The sequence below is a fragment of the Rhizobium sp. FG96 genome, from assembly GCF_057808655.1.
The window spans coordinates 13,472-35,998 of sequence record NZ_JBMDIL010000010.1 but is presented as its reverse complement, the minus strand read 5'-3'; the positions used below and the strand labels follow the sequence as shown (position 1 = coordinate 35,998).

General features: G+C 61.5%; 18 protein-coding genes. 13 read left to right on the top strand and 5 right to left on the bottom strand.

Annotated features, from left to right (window positions below; genetic code table 11):
• Positions 1–96 precede the first annotated feature (96 nt).
• Positions 97–561 carry an Rrf2 family transcriptional regulator gene (locus ACODR6_RS19915; RefSeq protein ID WP_489023906.1) on the top strand — a complete coding sequence of 155 codons (465 nt, stop codon included), beginning with the start codon at positions 97–99 and terminating at the stop codon, positions 559–561.
• Here ACODR6_RS19915 and ACODR6_RS19910 read toward each other — a convergent pair whose 3' ends face one another.
• Positions 562–1,041: a class I SAM-dependent methyltransferase gene (locus tag ACODR6_RS19910; protein ID WP_489023904.1), complete on the bottom strand. Its 480-nt coding sequence runs from the start codon at positions 1,039–1,041 to the stop codon at positions 562–564.
• A 126-nt stretch (positions 1,042–1,167) separates the two neighbouring features.
• Here ACODR6_RS19910 and ACODR6_RS19905 point away from each other — a divergent pair, with 126 nt between their 5' ends.
• On the top strand, positions 1,168–2,340 hold the full coding sequence (locus tag ACODR6_RS19905; RefSeq protein WP_489023902.1) for a DUF3095 domain-containing protein: 1,173 nt from the start codon (positions 1,168–1,170) through the stop codon (positions 2,338–2,340).
• Here the strand turns inward: ACODR6_RS19905 and ACODR6_RS19900 are convergent.
• The gene (locus ACODR6_RS19900) at positions 2,330–3,670 is read right to left on the bottom strand and encodes a nucleotide sugar dehydrogenase (RefSeq protein WP_489023900.1); all 1,341 of its coding nucleotides are present in this window, start codon (positions 3,668–3,670) and stop codon (positions 2,330–2,332) included. The genes ACODR6_RS19905 and ACODR6_RS19900 overlap by 11 nt on opposite strands.
• Before the next feature lie 443 nt (positions 3,671–4,113).
• On the opposite strand from ACODR6_RS19900, the gene ACODR6_RS19895 reads away from it, so the two are divergent.
• From ACODR6_RS19895 to ACODR6_RS19850, 10 genes are all read left to right on the top strand, one after another.
• A complete protein-coding gene (locus tag ACODR6_RS19895; RefSeq protein ID WP_112712327.1) occupies positions 4,114–5,457 on the top strand; it encodes an adenylate/guanylate cyclase domain-containing protein in 1,344 nt (447 codons plus the stop codon).
• 145 nt (positions 5,458–5,602) lie between these two features.
• Positions 5,603–7,498, top strand: a complete 1,896-nt coding sequence (locus ACODR6_RS19890; RefSeq protein WP_112712330.1) for an ABC transporter ATP-binding protein — start codon at positions 5,603–5,605, stop codon at positions 7,496–7,498.
• On the top strand, positions 7,492–9,405 hold the full coding sequence (locus tag ACODR6_RS19885; protein ID WP_203431082.1) for an ABC transporter substrate-binding protein: 1,914 nt from the start codon (positions 7,492–7,494) through the stop codon (positions 9,403–9,405). Before ACODR6_RS19890 ends, ACODR6_RS19885 begins: the two co-directional genes overlap by 7 nt.
• Before the next feature lies 1 nt (position 9,406).
• Complete coding sequence (locus ACODR6_RS19880) at positions 9,407–10,405, top strand: ABC transporter permease (protein WP_203431083.1); 999 nt, start codon at positions 9,407–9,409, stop codon at positions 10,403–10,405.
• Positions 10,405–11,577, top strand: a complete 1,173-nt coding sequence (locus tag ACODR6_RS19875; RefSeq protein ID WP_165402755.1) for an ABC transporter permease — start codon at positions 10,405–10,407, stop codon at positions 11,575–11,577. Before ACODR6_RS19880 ends, ACODR6_RS19875 begins: the two co-directional genes overlap by 1 nt.
• 87 nt (positions 11,578–11,664) lie before the next feature.
• Positions 11,665–12,873: a glycosyltransferase family protein gene (locus tag ACODR6_RS19870; protein ID WP_112712338.1), complete on the top strand. Its 1,209-nt coding sequence runs from the start codon at positions 11,665–11,667 to the stop codon at positions 12,871–12,873.
• 11 nt (positions 12,874–12,884) lie between these two features.
• On the top strand, positions 12,885–14,132 hold the full coding sequence (locus ACODR6_RS19865) for a glycosyltransferase (protein WP_203431084.1): 1,248 nt from the start codon (positions 12,885–12,887) through the stop codon (positions 14,130–14,132).
• Positions 14,129–15,262: a glycosyltransferase family protein gene (locus ACODR6_RS19860; protein WP_489023895.1), complete on the top strand. Its 1,134-nt coding sequence runs from the start codon at positions 14,129–14,131 to the stop codon at positions 15,260–15,262. The genes ACODR6_RS19865 and ACODR6_RS19860 overlap by 4 nt, the downstream gene beginning before the upstream one ends.
• A 182-nt stretch (positions 15,263–15,444) precedes the next feature.
• The gene (locus tag ACODR6_RS19855) at positions 15,445–18,159 is read left to right on the top strand and encodes an ABC transporter transmembrane domain-containing protein (RefSeq protein WP_449097895.1); all 2,715 of its coding nucleotides are present in this window, start codon (positions 15,445–15,447) and stop codon (positions 18,157–18,159) included.
• 108 nt (positions 18,160–18,267) lie between these two features.
• Entirely contained in the window at positions 18,268–18,735 is a 468-nt protein-coding gene (locus ACODR6_RS19850) for a cyclic nucleotide-binding domain-containing protein (RefSeq protein WP_112712346.1), read from the top strand.
• A 6-nt stretch (positions 18,736–18,741) separates the two neighbouring features.
• On the opposite strand, the gene ACODR6_RS19845 is transcribed toward ACODR6_RS19850, so the two are convergent.
• The 3 genes from ACODR6_RS19845 to ACODR6_RS19835 form a co-directional block, all read right to left on the bottom strand.
• On the bottom strand, positions 18,742–19,035 hold the full coding sequence (locus tag ACODR6_RS19845) for a type II toxin-antitoxin system RelE/ParE family toxin (protein ID WP_489023893.1): 294 nt from the start codon (positions 19,033–19,035) through the stop codon (positions 18,742–18,744).
• Positions 19,032–19,490: a hypothetical protein gene (locus ACODR6_RS19840; RefSeq protein WP_489023891.1), complete on the bottom strand. Its 459-nt coding sequence runs from the start codon at positions 19,488–19,490 to the stop codon at positions 19,032–19,034. Before ACODR6_RS19840 ends, ACODR6_RS19845 begins: the two co-directional genes overlap by 4 nt.
• Positions 19,491–19,606: 116 nt before the next feature.
• The gene (locus ACODR6_RS19835; protein WP_112712350.1) at positions 19,607–20,935 is read right to left on the bottom strand and encodes an MFS transporter; all 1,329 of its coding nucleotides are present in this window, start codon (positions 20,933–20,935) and stop codon (positions 19,607–19,609) included.
• Between the two features lie 379 nt (positions 20,936–21,314).
• On the opposite strand from ACODR6_RS19835, the gene cyoA reads away from it, so the two are divergent.
• Positions 21,315–22,499, top strand: coding sequence for a ubiquinol oxidase subunit II (cyoA, locus tag ACODR6_RS19830; protein ID WP_413711624.1), 1,185 nt, complete (start codon positions 21,315–21,317; stop codon positions 22,497–22,499).
• Positions 22,500–22,527 lie beyond the last annotated feature (28 nt).

Below are 22,527 nucleotides of genomic sequence, written 5' to 3'. Positions count from 1 at the left end.
CATAAGTTACATGAAATGGCACAGTCAAGCCTCATGTCACTTGTGTTGTTACGATAGACATGGGATAGATCGGCGACAGGAAGATGAGGACCCACGATGAGAAGCGACAGCCGCCTCTCCCGCATGCTGCATGTGCTGATCCACATGGAGCGGCATCAGAAATCCGCGACATCGGAGATGATCGCCAGGATGCTGAACACCAATCCCGTGGTTGTGCGCCGCACGATGGCGGGGCTGAGAGATCAGGGATATGTGCGTTCGGAAAAAGGCCATCACGGCGGGTGGACGCTGGTCAAGCCGCTGGCGGAGATCGCCCTGCTCGACGTCTATCAGGCGATCGGCGAGCCGGCGCTGTTTGCGATCGGCCCCGCCTCGGACCATCCGGAATGTCTCGTGGAACAGGCGGTCAACGATGCCGTCGGCGATGCGCTGCGCGAGGCAGAGGCGCTGATCCTCGCCCGGCTGAAATCCGTGACGCTCGGCGATCTCGCAGCCGACTTCGAGCGCCGCTATGCGCGGCTTTCCACGAGCGGCCCTGTACCGGCGATCTGCAACGACTGATTACTTGCGGCGGTAGAGGAAATAGCGGCCGGACTTGATGCCTTCGGGAAGCGGCAGTTGCTCGAGCTCCGGCCGGTCGAGCGGCAGGCCGGAGACGGCGATGCCGCCCTGGCGGAGCACGCCGACCATCAGCTGCGGCAGCCATGTCAAGGTGATCGCATCGATCTCATCGTGACCTGTGCCGATATCGGCATGGGCGAGCGCCGCATCGATGCCGATGAAGGCCTGGCCGGTCTCCTTGATGTCGCCGGTGACCATGTCTTCGGCGGGTGGCGTCGACGACGAATAGGAACGGACATCGCGGTCGAAGGCGATGATGCGGCGTCCTGCGAAGATTTCGCGCAGATGATCGTAGGTGCGGCCGTTGCCGAGACCGAATTCGATGACCGGTCCCTCAAGCGGGCCAACCAGGTCGACGATGGAATTGAGGATATCGCGCTGAGCCGTCAGGCGGCGGATGAAGCTGTCGAGGCGGCTCATCTATGTCCTTGTCCGTCATTCATTTTTATCTTCCGGTGCTATCACACGAAACTGTCAGAAGTCGATTGCCGTAACTGAGGAAATGGCGTTGCCGCCGCAACAACTGTCTGTGATAAGGTCGGGGTCATGAGCGCCGTTTCGAATGATCAGTTCTTTGCCTCAGTTCCCGTCTTCGCGGAATTCGAAGGCGTGGCCAATACCGGCAACTACCGCCCCCTCCCCGAGGGCTGGATTCTCGCCCTTGCCGATATCGTGGGATCGACGCAGGCGATCGAAGACGGCCGCTACAAGGACGTCAACATGGCTGGCGCCTCGGTTATCTCGGCCGTTCTGAACGCCGTCGGAAAGGGCGACTATCCCTTCGTCTTCGGTGGCGACGGCGCACTGATTGCGCTTCCCGCCTCTCAGGAGGATGCCGCGCGGCAAGCGCTTGCCGCCGTTCAGGCCTGGGTGAAGGAAGATCTCGATCTGACGCTGCGCGCCGCCATCGTTCCGGTTGCCGATATCCGCCAGGAAGGCCTCGATGTCCGCGTGGCGCGCTACTCGGCGAGCCCCTACGTGACCTATGCGATGTTTGCCGGTGGCGGCAACAGCTGGGCCGAGCGGCAGATGAAGGACGGCAAGTATGCCATCGACCCTGCACCGCCAGGCACGCGCCCGGATCTTGCAGGGCTTTCCTGCCGCTGGAATCCGATTGCCGCCGAGAATGGCGAGATCGTCTCGATCATCGCCGTTCCCGGCGCAGCGGGCTCCGGCCCGGAATTCCAGTCGCTGGTCACCAAGATCGTGGCGATCTCCTCCGAACAGGGCCGTGGCGGCCATCCGGTACCGTTCGACGGACCGAAGCTTTCCTTCTCGATGAAAGGCATCGACCGCGAGGCGAAGGCGACCGCGCCCGGCCACAAGCTGCGCCAGAAGCTCATGATCATCATGCAGCTCGCCCTGACGACGCTGTTCTACAGGCTCGGCATTCCCTTCGGCCCCTTCGACGCCCGGCGCTACAAGCGGGATGTCGCGGGTAATTCCGATTTCCGCAAGTTCGACGACGGATTGAAGATGACGATCGATGTCGACCGGGCGCGGCTCGAACGGATCGAGGCGCTGCTCACGGAAGCGCAGCGGAACGGCATCGCCCGCTACGGCCTGCACCGGCAGGAATCGGCGCTGATGACCTGCTTCGTGCCGACGCCGCTGTCGCGCGACCACATGCATTTCATCGATGGCGCCAGCGGCGGTTATGCCGTCGCCGCTGGCAAGCTGACCGGCAAGAAGCTCGGCGCGGTCAGCGTCACGCCTTGATGATGTGATCGCCGGTGAGGCCAAGGCGCGTGAAGACGTTGCGGGTATCGACGATCAGCGGTGCGTGCTTTGAAAGCGCTGCGTAATCGACCGCATCGTGATCGGTGGCGATCAGGACGGCATCGTAATTTGCCAGCGTAGCGGCGCTGATCTCGACCGACTTTCGGCCCTTGAGCGCCTGATATTCGCGCGTCGGCGGAATTTCTGAAACGAAGGGATCGCTGTAATCGGCCTTGCCGCCGCGCTCCTCGATGATCTCAATCAGCCGCAGCGACGGGCTCTCGCGGATATCGGCGACGTTCTTCTTGTAGGCGAGCCCGAGCACCAGCACCTTGCTGCGGCTCAGCGCCTTGCCGGCCCGAATGTCGAGCGCTTCGGCAAGCTTGCCGACGACATAGCGCGGCATCGCCGAATTGATCTCCCCGGCAAGCTCGATGAAGCGCGTCGGCAGTTCGTATTCGCGGGATTTCCAGGTGAGATAAAAGGGATCGATCGGAATGCAGTGTCCCCCGAGACCCGGGCCGGGATAGAAGGGCATGTAGCCGAAGGGCTTGGTCTTGGCGGCATCGATCACTTCCCATACGTCGATGCCCATCGCGGCGTAGACGGTCTTCAACTCGTTGACGAGGGCGATATTGACCGAACGGAAGATGTTCTCGGTCAGCTTCACGGCTTCAGCCGTCGCGTTCGACGACACAGGCACCACCGTCTTGACGGCCGCGCCGTAGAAATCCGTCATCAGCTCCAGCGCATCGGGACCATCACCGGCAACGACCTTTGGGATGGTCGCCGTGTTGTAATGCTGGTTGCCCGGATCCTCGCGCTCCGGCGAAAAGCCGATGAAGAAATCGGTGCCAGACTTCAGGCCGGTCTTCTCCAGGATAACCTTGACGACATCGTCGGTCGTGCCGGGATAGGTGGTCGATTCCAGGACGACGAGCTGGCCGGGGCGCAGATGCTCGGCGATCGCCCGCGAGGTCGCTTCGACATAGGAGAGGTCGGGATCGCGATGCTTGGTCAGCGGCGTCGGCACGCAGATGACGATGACGTCGCACTGCTTCAACCCGGCAAACTCGGTCGTCGCGCCAAAGCGGCCGGCGATAATCTCCGCACTCAGCGCCTCGTCGGTGACCGCGTCGATATAGGATTTGCGCGCATCGAGGGCGACGATCTTCTTCGGATCGATGTCGAAACCGGTGACCGGGAAGCCGCTGCGGGCAATCGCCATGGCAAGCGGCAGGCCGACATAGCCGAGGCCGATGATGCCGGCGCGGGCGGTGCGGTCTTTGATCTTTGCGGAAAGGGCGATTGAAGTCTGCGAGCTGGCCAAGACGGGTCTCTTCGAAAGAGGAAAGTCCTCGTGAGATAATGCAAGATCGCGAGGATTTAAACCCGCCTTGGCGCTGACGCATCGGTGAAGCGATCGTGATCGATTTTGCCCGATAGCCGCCTCAATCGCCCGGCTACTGGCGCTGACTGTGGCCGAAATGACTCGCTTGGCGCAGACATCGAAACCGAAGGCAGAAAATTATCCGGATAGCATTGTTTCGGATCGATCATATGCCTATTTGAATGGGATATTGAACCACCAGAAAGGACATCCGTCCTCGCTCTTTTCGGGCTCTGAAAGGTAGGTTTGCCGGGTCTTCGGCAGATCGTTGACACAATAATACCGCTCGTCCATCTTGACCCCCCGCCCTGCGCGCGACCGTGCTGCAGGCAGGTTTTTCGTCGCTTCGGGAATGGACGTGCTTGATGAGGATAATACCAAAGATGAGCACGATCGAATCCAGCGTGTCCTCGATTCTTCTGGACCGCGTCGCTGAATGGCTGACGAATTCTTCGCTGGCCGGGGACGATCTGGAAAATATCGTTCGCGGTTTCTGCGAGCGCATTGCCGCTGCCGGTCTGCCGATCGCCCGCGTCCACCTGACCTTTTCGATGCTGCATCCGCTCTATGATGCGCTGAGCTTTACCTGGCGGCGCGCCAGCGGCGTGACGATCGAGGGCTACCGGCATTCTGCCGGCGCCAAGCCGGACCGTTTCCTGCAGAGCCCCTATTATTACCTGCTGGACAACAACCTGCAGCACATCCGCCGCCGGATGAGCCAGGAAGGACCGGCGGAATTTCCGATCTTCGACGACCTGCGCAAGGAGAAGATCACCGACTACCTCGCCTTCGTGCAGCCTTTCGGCGACGGCTCGGTCCAGGGCATGATGGGCTCGTGGTCGACGGACTCGCATTCCGGCTTTTCCGACGACATGATCGAGGCGCTGCTGCGCATGCAGAACCATCTGGCGGTCGCTGCCAAGATGGCCGTGCTCGGCAAGCTCGCCAACAACATGCTGACGACCTATCTCGGCGGCGATGCCGGCAAGCGCGTGCTGAACGGCCAGATCCGCCGCGGCGACGGCGAGACGATCCGCGCCGCCCTCGTCATGGGCGACATGCGCCAGTCGACGATGTTTGCAGAGAAGGAAGGCCGTCAGGCCTATATCGATACGCTGAACGAGTTTTTCGACGCGATCGCTGCACCGTTCAACCGCAACGGCGGCGAGATCCTGAGCTTCCTCGGTGATGGCTTCCTCGCCGTCTATCCGTGCGGCCGCCACAAGGACCCGTCGAAGATCGCCACGCAGGCCGCTCTCTCGGCCGTCCACCAGGCGCAGACCCGCGTCGCCGAACTGAACGGCGAGCGCGCCGAAAAGGGCCTGAACGCCATCCGCTACGGCATCGGCCTGCATATTGGCAATGTCATGTTCGGAAATGTCGGCCTCAAGGACCGGCTGACCTTCTCGGCCTTCGGCTCCGCGGTCAACGAAGTGCAGCGCCTGCAGTCGCTGACCAAGAAATACAATCGCGAAGTGGTCGCGAGCCAGGCCTTCGCCGGCTATTGCGGCGGCGAGTGGACGACGCTCGGCGAGGAAAAGCTGCGCGGCATTCGCCAGAAGGTCACGGTGCTGCAGCCGCGCATCACGCCGCCGGCGCTGCCCGATGGCGCAAGCTTCCCGGAGGTCGCCCAGAACGGGCTGTCCGAGGCCGAACAGGTCATCCTGCTTCACCGCGACGCGAAGAAGCAGGAGAAGCGTCCGATGGTTGAGAGGTTCGTTCAGTAAGACGAACTTGAAACATCGGATTATGCTTGAAAATCAGCAGGAACGCGCCAGTTTTCCCCAGCCTGTCATAAACTGGACACCCCGCCTGCGGTACGATAGTGTGCCTTAACGGGAACAGACTAAAAGACTGGGGAATATCATTGGTATGGCGTCCGCGTCCGACTTGTTGCGTATCGAGAATCTCGACGTGTCATTCTCGGTTTTCGGGGACAAGCTGCGTGTCGTAAGAAACGCCGGGCTTCGTATCCTTCCGGGTAAGGTCACCGCGCTTGTCGGTGAATCCGGCTCAGGAAAATCCGTTATCAGCCAATCGATCATGGGCATTTTGCCGACGCCGGCCAAGGCGACGGGAAAGATCCTGTTCACAGATCCGCTCGACGGCAAGACCACCGACATCCTGCAATATGGCCGCGACAGCGAAGAGATGCGCGACCTGCGCGGCAAGCGCATGGCGACGATCTTTCAGGAGCCGATGACCTCGCTCTCGCCGCTCCACACGGTCGGCAACCAGATCAGCGAGTCCTTGCTGATCCATACCGATGCCGACAAGAAGCTGGCGCGCGAGAAAACCGAGGAAATGCTCGGTCTCGTCGGCTTTGCCAATCCGAAACGGACCTACGACATGTATCCGTTCGAGCTGTCGGGCGGCATGCGCCAGCGCGCGATGATCGCCATGGCACTGATCTGCCGGCCGGCGCTGCTGATCGCCGACGAGCCGACGACGGCGCTCGACGTCACCATCCAGGCGCAGATCCTCGAACTCCTGCGCGACCTGCAGCACAAGCTCGGCATGGCCATGCTGCTGATCACTCACGATCTCGGCGTCGTCGCCAACATGGCCGACGAAGTCGTCGTCATCTATCACGGCGAGATCATGGAAGCGGGTCCGGTCAAGGAGATCTTCCGCAACCCGCAGCATCCCTATCTGAAGGGGCTGATGGCGGCGGTTCCGCATTTCGACATGAAACCCGGCGAGCGGCTGAAGGCGCTGCGCGATGTTCCGGTCAATCTGGAATCGCTGATCGGCAAGAAGAAGACCGTCGAAGCAGATGCCCCGCAGGTGCTGCTTTCGGTCAACAATCTCTCCAAAACCTATACGACGCGCAAGCGCAGCCTTTTCGGCCAGGGTGAAAGGTCGGTGCTGCGCGCCGTCGATGACGTGAGCTTCGATATCAAGCGCGGCGAGTGCCTCGGCCTCGTCGGCGAATCCGGCTGCGGCAAGACGACGGTCAGCAAGATCCTGATGCGGGCGATCACGCCGGACACCGGTTCGGTTGTATTCAACGACGGCAAGGAAGTCATCGACGTCCTCTCGGTCAAGGGCGACGCGCTGCAGGAGCTGCGTACCAAGATCCAGATGGTTTTCCAGGACCCGGTCTCGTCTCTCTCTCCGCGCATGACGGTGCGCAACATCCTGAGCGAACCGCTGGAAATCCACGATCGCGGCGACAGCGAGGAGCGCAAGCGCAAGGTCGAAGCGCTGATGGGCGCCATCGGTCTCGATCGCCGCTATCTCAGCCGCTATCCGCACAGTTTCTCCGGCGGCCAGCGCCAGCGCATCGGCATTGCCCGCGCGCTCGCGCTTGGCCCCAAGCTCGTCATTCTCGACGAGCCGGTCTCGGCGCTCGACGTCTCGGTTCAGGCACAGATTCTCAACCTGCTGAAGGATCTGCAGAAAGAGCTCGGGCTGACCTACCTCTTCATTTCGCACAATCTCGCTGTCGTCGATTACATGGCCGATCGCATCGCTGTCATGTGCAAGGGGCGCATCGTCGAGATCGCGCCGCGCGAAATCATCCTGCGCGATCCCGTGCATCCCTATACGAAGTCACTGCTTGCCGCCGTCCCCTTCCCCGATCTAGACCGGCCGCTCGATTTCGAGGCGCTGCGCAAGAATGGCGCGGCCGACAAGCAGAACTGGGGGCTGACCTTCACCGCCGAGCATGACGACGCTTCCGAGCTTGCCTATGCCGATCTCGGCGACGGGCATTTCGTGCGCGCCCGCAAGGGCGCCGATGTCAAGGAGTTGCGGGCATGGTAACGCGGCGCACTTTCCTCGGCGGCATGATCGGCGCGACGGTTGCGCCGGGCCTCGTTCGCGCCGCCTCCGATGATCGCGACATCGAGCCGGAATTCCTGCGCGACCTGCTGCGCGCCGACGCCATTCCGCCGATGCCGCAACGTCTGCCGAAGCATCCGCGCATCGTCAACATGAAGGAAGCAGGGCTGACGCCCGGCACCTATGGCGGCAATGTACGCACGATCATCGGCGGCCCGCGCGACGTTCGCTACATGACCGTCTACGGCTATTCGCGGCTGATCGGCTACGACAAGCATCTGCAGTTCCAACCCGATATCCTGGGTGGCTATACGAGCGAAGAAGACCGCATCTTCACGTTCCACCTGCGCGAGGGCCACAAGTGGTCGGATGGCAAGCCGTTTACGGTCGATGACTTCCGCTACTGGTGGGAAGACATCATCCTCAACAAGGAAGCGACGCCGGGCGGCGGCGCGCTCGAGCTGCGTCCGCATGGCGACCTGCCAAAGTTCGAGGTGCTCGATGAGCTCATCGTCCGCTACACCTGGGAAAAGCCGAACCCGACCTTCCTGCCGGCACTCGCAGGCCCGCTGCCGCTCGTCATCTTCGGGCCGGCGCACTACCTGAAGCAGTTCCACAAGAAGTATCAGGACGATTTCCGCCTATCGGCGCTGATGAAGGAAAACCGGGTCAAGAAGTGGGCCGACCTGCACATCAAGATGTCGCGCGCCTCGCGCCCTGAAAATCCAGATCTGCCGACGCTCGATCCCTGGAAGGTGATGACCAAGCCGCCGGCCGACCAGTTCATCTTCGACCGCAATGCCTTCTTCCACCGCGTCGACGAAAACGGCGTGCAGCTGCCCTATATCGACCGCTTTATCCTGAACGTCAGCTCGTCCTCGATCATCGCCGCCAAGGCGGGTGCCGGCGAATCCGACCTGCAGGCGACCGGTATCGACTTCAACGACTATACCTTCCTGAAGGAAGCCGAGCAGCGTTTCCCGGTGAAGGTCAATCTCTGGAAGCAGGCGCGCGGCTCGCGCCTTGCGCTGCTGCCCAATCTCAACTGTGCCGACGATGTCTGGCGCAATCTCTTCCGCGATGTCCGTTTCCGCCGTGCGCTGTCGATGGCAATCGATCGCCACGAGATCAATATGGTCGCCTTCTACGGGCTCGGCACACCGAGCGCAGATACCGTTTTGCCGGACAGCCCGCTCTTCAAGCAGGAGTATGCGGACGCCTATATCCAGCACGACGTGGATCAGGCCAACAAGCTGCTCGACGATCTGGGTCTTGCAAATCGCGACGACGAGGATATCCGCCTGCTGCCGGACGGCCGGCGCGCCGAGATCACCGTCGAAACACCCGGCGAAAGCACGCTCGATACCGACGTGCTGGAGCTGGTGCGCGATCACTTCCGCACCATCGGCATTGCGCTCTATACCCGCACCTCGCAGCGCGACATCTTCCGCAACCGCGCCATGAGCGGCTCGATCATGATGGCGATCTGGTTCGGCATCGAAAACGGCGTGCCGACGGCCGATATGGCCCCGACCCAGTTGGCGCCAACCGCCGACGACCAGCTGCAATGGCCGATCTGGGGCATGTATTATCTCTCCGCCGGACAGGAAGGCAAAGCGCCCGACATTCCTGAAGTCGTCGATCTCGTCGATCTCCTGAACCAATGGGGTGCAACTGCCGACTTCACGGAGCGCGAGGCGATCTGGCACAAGATGCTGGCGCTCTATACCCAGCAGGTCTACTCGATCGGCCTGATCAACGGCGCGCTGCAGCCGATCCTGATCTCCAAGAAGATGCAGAACGTGCCGGAGCGCGCGCTCTACGGCTTCGACCCGACCTCCTTCCTCGGCATCTACATGCCCGATGCATTCTGGCTGAAGGAGACGTGAGATGCTGAGATATATTCTCTGGCGCATCGCCGCCATGGTGCCGACGCTCTTCGTCATCTCCGCGCTGGTCTTCACCATTATCGAACTGCCGCCGGGCGACTTCTTCGAAAGCCAGATCGCCGAACTGCGCGCCCAGGGCGAGACCGCCAACCTGCAGGAAATCGAAGAACTCCGGAAGCAGTACGGCTTCGACAAACCGGAGATCGTCCGTTACTTCTACTGGGTCGGCGGCATGCTGCACGGCGACTTCGGCTATTCGTTCGAATACCAGCTTCCGGTCTCCGAAGTGGTCGGCGACCGCCTGTGGCTGACGATCCTGGTTTCCTTCACGACGATCCTCGTCACGTGGCTGATCGCCTTCCCGATCGGCATCTACTCGGCCACGCATCAGTATAGCTGGGGCGACTACGGGCTAACCTTTTTCGGCCTGCTCGGTATCGCCATTCCAAACTTCATGCTGGCGCTGATCCTGATGTATTTCGCCAATGTCTGGTTCGGGCTGTCGATCGGCCACCTGATGGACCAGCAATATCTGAACGAGCCGATGAGCTGGGAGAAGGCGAAGTCGATCCTCGCGCATCTCTGGATCCCCGTCATCATCGTCGGCACTGCGGGAACAGCGGGCATGATCCGCCGCCTGCGCGCCAATCTGCTCGACGAGATGCAGAAGCAATATGTGACGACCGCGCGCGCCAAGGGCCTGCACCCGACCCGGGCGCTGATCAAATATCCGCTGCGCATGGCGCTGAACTTCTTCGTCGCCGATATCGGCTCGATCCTGCCATCGATCATCTCGGGTGCCGAAATCGTCGCGATCGTGCTGTCGCTGGAAACGACCGGGCCGATGCTGGTCAAGGCGCTGCAAAGCCAAGACATGTATCTCGCCGGCTCCTTCCTGATGTTCCTCGCCTTCCTGAACGTCATCGGCGTGCTGATCTCCGATATCGCGCTCGGCTTCCTCGATCCCCGCATCCGCTTGCAAGGCAGGAGCACCAAATAATGTCGCCCTTGCCGCCGCCCGGTGCGCCCCTGGAGCATTTTGTCTCGACCACGCCGTTCGATCCGCATGCGCAGGAGACGATGACCTCTGCGCAGTCGCGCATTCACCTTGCTTCGCAGAAGCAGCTGATGTGGTGGAAGTTCAAGCAGCACCGGCTGGCACTGGTCTCCGGCATCTTCCTCGCATTCGTCTATTTCGCGATCCTGATCGTTGAATTCCTGGCGCCCTACGGACTGCATAGCCGCAATGTCGATTACATTCATTCGCCGCCGCAGCGGGTGCATTTCTTCGACAAGGGCGAGTTCGTCGGCCCGTTCGTCTATGGCCGCTCGATGCAGCTCGATATCGATACGCTGCGCCGCATCTATACCGAGAAGCCCAACGATATTCAGCCGATCCGCTTCTTTTGCCGCGGCGATGCCTATCGTTTCTGGGGTCTGGTGGATTCCAACCTGCACCTCGTCTGCCCGGCCGAAGGCGGCCAGATGTATCTGCTCGGCACCGACCGTCTCGGCCGCGACGTGCTCTCGCGCATCCTCTACGGCGCCCGTATCTCGCTGACCATCGGCCTGATCGGCATCACAATCAGCTTCGTGCTCGGTATCGTCATCGGCGGTCTGGCCGGCTATCGCGGCGGTGTCTTCGACCTCATCGTCCAGCGCATGATCGAGGTGCTGCAATCGCTGCCGAGCCTGCCGCTCTGGATGGCGCTCGCCGCCATCATGCCGGTGACCTGGAGCCCGATCGTCATCTATTTCGGCATCACGGTCATTCTCGGCATCATCGACTGGACAGGACTGGCGCGCGCGGTGCGATCCAAGCTTCTGGCGCTGCGCGAGGAAGATTACGTGCAGGCGGCGCAACTGATGGGCGCCAGCACCCCGCGTATCATCGGCCGCCATCTGGTGCCCGGTTTCATGTCGCATCTCATTGCGTCGGCTACCATTTCCATTCCCGGCATGATCCTCGGCGAGACGGCCCTGTCCTTCCTCGGCCTCGGTCTGCGCCCGCCGATCACCAGCTGGGGCATCTTGCTCACGGAAGCAAAAAGCGTAAGTGTGATTGCCTTCTACCCTTGGCTGCTTTTTCCGATTATTCCGGTGGTTCTCGTCATTTTAGCCTTCAACTTTCTGGGAGACGGCTTGCGCGATGCAGCAGACCCCTACAAATAACAGGGCGCCCGGCGGCTGTCTGATCCGCTGTCGCGCGGCCTCCGGAAAGCGGGGGCGATAATGTCGTTCGCCCCAGAGGTATTGCCCATGGCCAGACGTGTCGAAGACGCGCGCATCCTGATGTACAGCCACGATACGTTCGGTCTCGGCCACCTGCGCCGCTGCCGGACCATCGCCCATGCGCTGGTCGAGGATTATCGCGGCCTGAACATCCTGATCATCTCCGGCGCCACGATCGCCGGCGCTTTCGACTATCGCGCCCGCGTCGATTTCGTGAAGATCCCGAGCGTCATCAAGCTTCGCAACGGCGAATATACATCGATGGCGAGCCATATCGATCTTCAGGATACGCTGAAGATGCGCGAATCGAGCATCCGCCACACGGCGGAAACCTTTCAGCCGGATATCTTCATCGTCGACAAGGAGCCCATGGGCCTGAAGGGCGAAGTCGAGGATACGCTCGCCTATCTCAAGGCCCGCGGCACGACGCTGGTGCTTGGCCTGCGCGAAATCATGGACGCCCCGCATCTGCTCGACGCCGAGTGGAAGCGCAACGGCATCATGCAGAAGATCGATCAGTATTACGACAGCGTCTGGGTCTATGGCCCGCCGGATTTCTACGACCCGCTCGTTGGTCTCGACGTTCCCGCCAATGTCCGCCGCAAGATGGATTTCGTCGGCTTCCTGCAGCGCAGCGTCTCCAAGAGCAAGAAGTCGCTGAACACGCCGAAGGACAACTATATCCTGGTGACCACCGGCGGTGGCGGCGATGGCTCAGATCTCGTCCATGACGTGATGAACGCCTACGAACAGGACCAGACGCTGCAGCAGAAGGCGCTCGTCGTCCTCGGCCCCTATATGCCCGCGGCGGAACGCACCAAGCTCGTCAAGAAGGGCGAGAAGATCGCGGCGATCGAGGTCATCGAGTTCGACAATCACATGGAAGAACTGATCGCCGGGGCAACCGCTGTCGTCGCCATGGGCGGCTACAATACCTATTGCGAGATTCTCTCGTTCGACAAGCCGGCGCTGATCGTGCCGCGCGTCAAGCCGCGCGAAGAGCAGCTGCTGCGCGCCCAGCGCGCCAGCGAACTCGGCCTCGTCGATATGCTGCTGCCGGACCAGTCAGCCAATCCGGCTGTGATGGCTGAGGCGCTGAAGCGCCTTCCGAGCCGCCTGCCGCCGTCGAAAAGCGGCTGCAACATGCGCCTCGAAGGCCTTGATCATATCTCGGAGACAGTCGGCCACTGGCTCGACAACCGCGGCGGCCACCTTTCCCTCGTCGGCGCAGAGTGAAGACAACAGCCTTGCCAGAACGCCGGAAGATCCTCGTCGTGCTGAAGGGCTATCCACGCCTTTCGGAAACCTTCATCGCGCAGGAACTGCTCGGCCTCGAGAAGGCCGGCTTCGACCTGACGCTGATTTCCATGCGCCGGCCGACCGACAAGAAGCGGCATCCTGTCCACGACGAGATCAAGGCCCGCGTCGTCTACCTGCCGGAATACCTGCACGAGGAGCCATTCCGCGTTCTGAAAGGCCTGTTTGCTGGTTTCGGCAAGGCGGGTTTCGGCGCATTGTTGAAGCGCTTCATGGCCGACCTGCCGCGCGATATCTCCCGCAACCGCTTTCGCCGTCTCGGCCAGGCGCTGGTGCTCGCCCGCGAATGGCCCGACAACGGCCGCTGGCTGCATGCCCATTTCATCCACACTCCGGCATCCGTCACCGAATATGCAAGCATCCTGACGGGCACGCCCTGGACCGTTTCGGCGCATGCCAAGGATATCTGGACGTCGCCGGATTGGGAGTTGAACGAGAAGCTCTCGAGCGCCCGCTGGGCGGTGACGTGCACGCGCACCGGCTACGAGCATATGCGCACGCTGACCAGCCGTCCGGATGCGGTGCATCTCAGCTATCACGGGCTCGACCTCGCCCGCTTCGGCCATTTCTCCGGCGAACGTTCGCTGCGGGACGGCTCGTCGGCCGATGATCCGGTCTTCCTGCTCAGCGTCGGCCGCGCCGTCGAGAAGAAGGGCTACGACATCCTGCTGCGGGCGCTCGCGCTTCTGCCGCCGGAGCTCAACTGGCGGCTGGATCATATTGGCGGCGGCGAGGAGCTGTCGAAGCTGAAGTCCATCGCCAATGAGCTCGGTCTCGGCAAGCGTATCGCCTGGAAAGGCGCACTCGCCCAGGAAGACGTGCTGGATCACTACCGCCGCGCCGATCTCTTCGTACTCGCCTGCCGCATCGCCGCCAATGGCGACCGCGATGGCCTGCCGAATGTCCTCGTCGAGGCATCAAGCCAGCGGCTCGCCTGCCTCTCCACCAATATTTCCGGCGTGCCCGAGCTGCTGACGGATGGCGAGAACGGCCTGGTCGTTCCCCCGGAAGATCCGAAGGCCCTGGCGGCAGCCCTTGAAAGGGCGATCCGCGATCCGGCGCTGCGCCATCGGCTGGGCGATGCCGCCGAGCAGCGGGTGCGGGCGCAATTTGACTATCACTCTAGCATCGCGCAGCTGACACAGCTTTTCGAAGACGAATGGCGGAAAGACCCATGAGCGCCAAGCGCGTTTTCTTCTACGTCCAGCATCTGCTCGGCATCGGCCATATCGCCCGCGCCAGCCGCATCGCCAATGCGATGGCGAAGGATGGTTTCGACGTCACCGTCGTGACGGGCGGTCTGCCGGTGCCCGGCTTCCCGGCCGAGGGCTTGAAGACCATCGCCTTGCCGGCGGTCGTTGCCGGCAATGCCGGTTTCTCCGGCCTCGCGGATGCCAACGGCAATCCGGCAACGGAAGATTTCCTCAATGCGCGTCGCGACCAGCTGCTCGCCGCATTCGCGAACGCCAAGCCCGACGCCGTCATCATCGAGGCCTTCCCCTTCGGCCGCCGCCAGATGCGCTTCGAACTGCTGCCACTGCTCGATGCCATCGCTGCAGCCAATCCGCGGCCGAAACTCTTCAGCTCGGTGCGCGACATCCTGCAGGAAAATCGCAAGGCTGGCCGCGATGCGGAAACCGTGAAACTGGTGCAGGAGCATTTCGATGCCGTCCTCGTTCACGGCGATCCCGATTTCGTCCGCCTGGAAGACACGTTTCCGCTGACACCGGAGATCGCCGGCAAGGTCCGCTATACCGGTATGGTCGCGCCGCCACCGGCGGCCGATCCGGCCGAACGCTTCGACATCATCGCCTCCGCAGGCGGCGGCGCCGTCGGGCTGGAGCTGATCCGCGCGGCCCGGGATGCGGCTCGCTCCCTGCCCGCAGAATACCGCTGGCTGCTGATATCGGGACCCAACCTGCCGGAGGCCGATTTTCAGTCTCTGCAGGACGATGCGCCTGCCAATGTCACCCTCGTGCGCTTCCGCAAGGATTTCCCTTCGCTGCTGAAGGGCGCCAAGGTCTCGATCTCGCAGGCGGGCTATAACACCGTCGGCGACCTCCTGCGCACCGATTGCCGGGCGATCCTCATCCCCTTCGTCGCCGGTGGAGAAACCGAACAGACGGTACGGGCCAAGCGGCTGAAGGCGATGGGGCTCGCGGGCATCTTGCCGGAAACCGGATTGACCGCAGCGCATGTCGCCGAAGCCGTGACCGAAGCGATGGATGCGCCGCCCCGCAAGGCCGCGAGCCTGGATTTGGCTGGCGCGGAGACCACAGCTGCGATCATTCGCACGATGCTCGGCTGAATTGCTCGCACTTTATGAAAGTCCTGTGATATAAACGAATTTCCGGCAGAATCGGCTTTTCGACGGCAGTCCGCTTCGCCTTGTTTTCGTTACGATATCCGGCGGTCCGGCGGCATGATCCTGTTTCCCGAATCTCCCTCCTCGAACGTCTCCGGACCCTCCCATCAGGCTGACGGTTAGCAATGGAAAAGAGCCTCGCCCGCTATATCTGGTCGAACACCCGCCTCCAGCAGCTCTGGATTCTGGCGGTCGTTGCGGCGTCGATGATCCCCTACTTCCTGTCCTTCGATCTGCCGAAGCAGATCGTCAACGGACCGATCCAGGGTGACGGCTTCGACAATGCCAATGCGACGCAGACCTTCATGCACCTGTCCTACGACCTGCCGCTGATCGGGCATGTCGAGCTCTTCCAGGGCATCCAGCTGAACCGCCTGCAGATGCTGATGGCGCTGAGCCTGGTATTCCTGGCGCTGGTGGTGCTGAACGGCCTCTTCAAGTTCTATATCAACACCTATAAGGGCCGCCTTGGCGAGCGCATGCTGCGCCGCATCCGCTTTCAGCTGATCGACCGCGTCCTGCGTTTCCCGCCGTCGCACTTCAAGAAGGTGAAGTCGGCCGAAATCGCGACGATGATCAAGGACGAGGTGGAGCCGATGGGCGGCTTTACCGGCGACGCCTTCGTTTCTCCGGCGCTACTGGGCGGCCAGGCGCTGACGGCGCTCGCCTTCATCATCGTCCAGAATTTCTGGCTCGGCATGATCGCCGCCGGTATCGTCGGCGTGCAGGCCATCGTTATTCCGCGGATGAGAAAGCGGCTTCTGGATCTCGGCCGCCAGCGCCAGCTGACCGCCCGCGAACTCTCCGGCCGCGTCGGCGAAATCGTCGATGGCATCGGCACCATCCATGGCAACGATACGTCGAATCTCGAGCGCGCCGACATCGCGTCGCGCCTCGGGCTGATCTTCAAGATCCGCTACGACCTCTATCAGTGGAAGTTCCTGGTCAAGTTCCTGAACAACTTCCTGGCCCAGGTCACGCCCTTCCTGTTCTACGCGATCGGCGGTTATCTGGCGCTGCAGGGACGGCTCGATATCGGTCAGCTCGTCGCCGTCATCTCGGCCTACAAGGACCTGCCCGGCCCGCTGAAGGAACTGATCGACTGGGACCAGATGCGTCAGGACGTGCAGGTCAAGTACCAGCAGGTCTACGAGCAGTTCAACGTCGAGCCGCTGATCGACAGCAAGATCCAGGAAATTCCGGGCGACGTCGTCGGCCCGCTGACCGCGGCTCTCGTCGTCACCAATCTTGCCGTCAGCGACGACAGCGGCGCGCGTCTCGTCGATCACGTCTCGGTCGAGATCAAGCCGAACGAAACGGTCGCCATCGTCGGGCCGAACGGCAGCGGCGCGGAAGCCTTTGCCGAAGCGCTCGGGCGCATCGTCTGGCCGGATTCCGGCCGCATCAGCATCGACGGGCGCGACCTTCTCGACATGCCGGAATCGGTGACGGGCCGGCGCATCTCCTATGCTTCGTCGGACACCTATTTCTTCCACGGCACGCTGCGCGACAACCTGCTTTACGGGCTCAAGCACGCGCCGCTGACCGATCCAGGCTACGACTCGCAGAAGGCGCTCGAACTCAAGTGGCGCAATGCCGAGGCGCTACGCGCCGGCAATCCGACATTCGACCTGAACAGCGACTGGGTGGATTACAATGCCGCCGGCGCCAACGGGCCCGAAGACCTGCTGAAGGCGATCCGCCCGGTTCTCGACGCGGTGATGATCTCACAGGATATCCTCGACCTCGCCTTGCGCTCCTCGGTCGATACATCCGTGCATGTCGTCCTGGCCGACCGCATCGTCGATCTGCGACTCGCGCTGCGTGACCGCCTCAAGGAAGAGAACCTCGATACGATCGTCGTGCCCTTCGATTTCGACGCCTACAATCCGCAGGCGACGGTCGGCGAAAACCTGCTATTCGGCACGATGAAGCGGCCGATGATGACCAACCGCCGGCTGGCGGCGCATCCCTATTTCCAGCAGCTGTTCCGGGATACCGGGCTCAGCAACGATCTCTACGCCATGGGTCTCGAGATCGCGGAAAACGCCGTCGAACTCTTCCATGACCTGCCGCCGGACCACCCGTTCTTCCAGCAGCTGACCTTCATGACGGCGGATGACATTCCGACCTATCAGGCGCTGCTCCAGAAACTGACAAGCCGGAAATTCGAGGATGCGACGGCGGAAGAACGCTCGAGCATCATCCGGCTAAGCTTCGCCTATATCGAGCCCCGCCACCGTTTTGGTCTGCTGACCGACGAGCTGATGGCGAAGATCGTTTCGGCCCGCAAGCAGTTCCACGAGCATATTCCCGACGACCTCTCGGCCCTGATCGAGCGCTACGATCCCGAGCGCTTCACCGCATCGGCAAGCTTGATGGACAACGTGCTCTTCGGCCGCATCGCCTATCAGCAGGCCGATGCCTCCGACCAGATCCGGTTGATCATGGGCGAGCTCTTCGATCAGCTCGATCTCTACGACGACGTGCTGTCGATCGGCATGGAATTCGACGTCGGTTCCGGCGGCAAGCGCCTGACGATGGTCCAGCGCCAGAAGGTCAATATGGCCCGCACGCTCTTGAAGCGCTCGGACTATTTCATCTTCAACCGGCCGCTGCTGGCACTCGACCAGCGCGTCCAGGACCAGATCATTCGCAACGTCGTGACCGGGCTGCATGAAGAGGGCAAGCGGCCCGCGATCATCTTCGTGCTCTCCAATGCCCGGCTGGCGGAAATCTTCGACCGGATCCTGCTGTTCGAGCGCGGCGGCCTTGCCGAAGCCGGTGGCTATCCGGAACTTTCGGAGAAAAACACTATGTTCAAGGAACTGTTATCGTAATAATCTATTGGGGCGGCTGAGACGGCATTCTTGCGAGGGAATGCCTGGTAGAGTTTTAAAAAGCGCGATCTCCTTTGGCGAGGAGGCGCTGCAGGGGGTAAAACGCTCATGCTGTTGAGAGATGAAGTCGAAATGCTGCGACGGGTGCCGATCTTTTCCAGGATCGCTCCGGCGAAACTCAAGCTTTTGGCGTTCACCTCCGACCGGATGACCTACAAGGCCGGTCAGAACCTCTTCCACCAGGGCGATCCGGGCGACGCAGCCTATGTGATCCTCTCTGGCACGGCCGATATTCTCGTCCACTCTCCCGCCGGCGACATCAAGGTTGCCGATGTCGAGCTCAATTCCATCGTCGGCGAAATCGCCATTCTCTGCGACGTCTCGCGTACGGCAACCGTGCGCGCCACCTCGGGCCTCGAAGTCCTGCGCATCAGCAAGGAACACTTCCTGAAGCTGCTGAGCGACTTCCCTGAAATGGCCGTCGAGATCATGCGCGTGCTGGCCGACCGCCTTAACCACACGACCGCCGAACTGACCGCCGCCCGCGCCAAGCAGCCGGAAGCCGTCGCTCGCTAACCAGCCTCACTCCTCTTCCGGCGGCCATTGCTGGGCGCCGTGAAGCAGGCGTAGAATGTGTACCTGCTGGGCCTTTTCATCGATGCGATAGATGATGACGTAGGAGCTGTTGGGAACAACGAGCTCCCGCGTGCCTTTCTGGCGACCAATTCGGCCAGCGAGAGGGTAACTGTGCAGGAGCTCGCTCTGGCTGCGTACAAGCGTTTCCAAATGGACTGCTGCCTGAGGGTTTCGCTGGAATATATAGGACACCTGGTTTCGGCGATCGTTCAGAGCACGCGGCAGCCATCTGACGATCACTGCCGATCACCTGGCAAGCGCGACCTCAGGCTAGCCAGCAACTCGTCCATTTCCTTGTTGGCCTCTTCATCGCTGATCCACACCGTATTCGGATCATCCGCTTCGCGAAGGCCGATCTGAACCTGTTCGCGGAACCACCGGTCATGCTCGGCGGCCTCATGCGCCCGCTTCAGAGCGTCGGCGCGATCGGGGCGTTTGGCGGGCTCGGCGGCATAATCGCTGGCGTCGACGTCGAACTGGGAGATGCCGATGTCCCGGAGATAAGACACCAGCGTCTCCATCTTCTTGAAGAGCCTGACCTGACGGCTGCGCTGTGCCGCAAGCGGATGCTCGCTCTTTCCGTAGCGCACGACGATGGACCAGCCGCCGGTCTGGCCGACGACAAGCGTCTTGTCGATGGCACCGGCGCCGGCCAGTTGGGCGAGCGTCGCATGGTCGATCGTGGAACGGGTCATGACGGCATCTCCTTCGCAGAGAAGGATATGCAATCAATTATAATTTGCAACGCATCGATTAATAAAAAGCCCGGTCGAAACCGGGCTTTTCGAATCGACCTGGCGCGGTCCCTAATCTATTCCCGCTGCTCCAGCGCCCTGCTGAAGGCGAGCGCTGCCAGCGTGCAGATGGCGCCCGACAGCAGATAGTAGCCGACGAAGGTCAGGCCAAAACTGCTGGACAGGCTGAGCGCCACCAGCGGGGCGAAGCCGGCGCCGACGAGCCAGGCGAGGTCGGAGGTGAAGGCGGCGCCTGTGTAGCGGTAGCCACGGCCGAAGCGCGAAGAGATCGAGCCGGTCGCCTGGCCGAAGGAAAGGCCGAGCACGCCGAAGCCGATGATGACGAAGGCGTCCTGGCCGGCATCGCCCGAAGCGATCAGCATCGGACCGACGAAGGAGAAGATCGCGATCAGCACCGCACAGACGGCCAGTTGGGCACGGCGGCCGATTCGATCGGCGATCAGGCCCGACGCGATGATCGCGACGATACCGACGAGCGCGCCGATGATCTGCACCACCATGAAAGTGTCGAGCGGCTGCGTGCCGTAGAGGCTCATCCAGCCGAGCGGGAAGATGGTGACGAGGTGGAACATCGCGAAGCTCGCGAGCGGCACGAAGGCGCCGATCAGGATATCGCGGCCGTGGATTTTCAGAACCTTGCCGATCGGCGCGGCTTCAAGTTCGTGCTGTTCCAGAAGTGTGCCGAACTCCTGCGTCATGACCAGACGCAGGCGCGCAAAGAGCGCCACGACATTGATCGCAAAGGCGACGAAGAACGGATAGCGCCAGCCCCAGGAGAGGAAATCCTCATTGGAGAGATTGGCGATGAAGAAGCCGAAGATAGTGCTCGCCAGCGCGAAGCCGATCGGCGCACCGAGCTGCGGGATCATCGCGTACCAGCCGCGCTTGTTCTGCGGCGCGTTCAGCGCCAGAAGCGAGGCGAGACCATCCCAGGCGCCGCCGAGCGCGAAGCCCTGGCCGAGCCGGAAGAGCGCCAGAAGCGCGATCGCCCAATAGCCGATCTCGTTATAGCCGGGCAGGAAGGCGATCGAAGCGGTCGAGCCGCCGAGCAGGAACAGCGCGATCGTCAGCTTCGTGCCGCGGCCATAGAATCGGTCGATCGTCATGAAGACGACGGAGCCGACCGGACGCGCCAGGAAGGCCAGCGAAAAGATCGCGAACGAATAGAGCGTCCCCGTCAGCCTGTCCGGTGCAAAGGGAAAGATCAGCTGCGGGAAGACCAGGACAGAGGCCAGGCCATAAACAAAGAAATCGAAGAATTCGGACATTCGCCCGATGATGACGCCAAGAGCAATACTTCCAGGCGAAACCTTTTCGCCAGCATGAATCTGTCTTGCGTCACGTTCGAGTGTCGTGGACGATGGTCCATAGTGTGCTGCAGTCATTAAACGCCTCCCTCGTCGAGACGCTTGCGGCAAAGCGCCTCAAGACGATCTTGATCAAACCCGCAAGGTTATCAAGTCTGACGGACGTAAATAGTTCATCATCCATTCTCAAAATTAGATGTGGATGAGAAATTGGGCGTGATCGCCCGATTCGCGGCCTTTCAAGTGGCCGTTTTCGTTTTCGCGGATATATTATGCCGCACAAAAGCATGCGCCGGGGCCAAATCCTTCCGAAACTTATCAGGATTTCAACGCCGTAGCGCCTTACATTCTTTGCCGCGCTGCGGCATGTTTGCTGCAGTGCGACCAAACACCTCATGTTGCCATCAGGTTCAGTGCTTTAGTCGCGGTTTGGACGAAACAACAAGAGCTTAGAGACGTGCAAAAACTCGTGAAGTTTTCCCGCCTTCTATCCGTGTTGCCGCTGATGATGCTGGCAGGATGCAATATGGTCGTGATGTCGCCGTCGGGCGATATCGCAAGTCAGCAGGCAGACCTCATTCTGGTCTCCACCTTCCTGATGCTGCTGATCATCGTGCCGGTCCTGTTCCTGACGTTCTTCTTCGCCTGGCGTTACCGGCGTTCGAATACGGCAGCGACCTATGATCCGGAATGGCATCACTCGACACGGCTGGAAGTGGTTATCTGGTCGGCACCGCTGGCCATCATCATCGCCCTTGGCGCCATCACCTGGATTTCGACTCACAAGCTCGATCCTTACCGTCCACTCGATCGCATCGATGCCGAGCGGAGCATCCCCGAAAACGTCAAGCCGATGACGGTCGAAGTCGTGGCGCTCGATTGGAAGTGGCTGTTCTTCTATCCGGAGCTCGGCATTGCGACGGTCAACGAGCTGGCAGCGCCGGTCGATGTGCCGATCAATTTCAGGATCACCGCATCCTCGGTCATGAACTCCTTCTACATTCCCGCACTTGCAGGCCAGATCTACGCAATGCCCGGCATGCAGACGCAGCTTCATGCCGTCATCAACAAGGAAGGCGAGTATGAGGGCTTTTCCGCCAATTACAGCGGCGAAGGCTTCTCGCATATGCGCTTCAAGTTCCATGGCCTGAACCAGCAGGGCTTCGACGATTGGGTCGCCAAGGTGAAGAGCCAGGGCACCGCGCTGAACCGTGACGCCTATCTCAAGCTTGAAAAGCCGTCCGAGCGCGAGCCGGTCCGCTACTACGCGACCGCCGACAAGGACCTCTACCAGGCGATCCTCAACCTCTGCGCCACGCCGGGCAAGATGTGCATGAGCGATATGATGCATATCGACATGATGGGCGGCGGCGGCAAGGAAAGCGCCGAGAACCGCGAAAAGCTGGAATATGACAACCGCCACGTCGGCGAAGGCCATGGCGCAGAAGCCGAAGCAGTCCCCGCGGCCGCGACCCCTGCTTCCGGCGATCAGAAGCCGGCAGATGCTGCGAACGGCAGTCAGCAGGACATGCAGAACATGCCCGGTATGGACATGAGCGGCAGCGGCCACGACGGCCATTCGATGCCAGGCATGAACCACGGCAGCGGCGATCCGGCACCGGCCCAGCCGAGCAACAATTAAACCTGGCGCTTTGCGTCGCTGAGACACC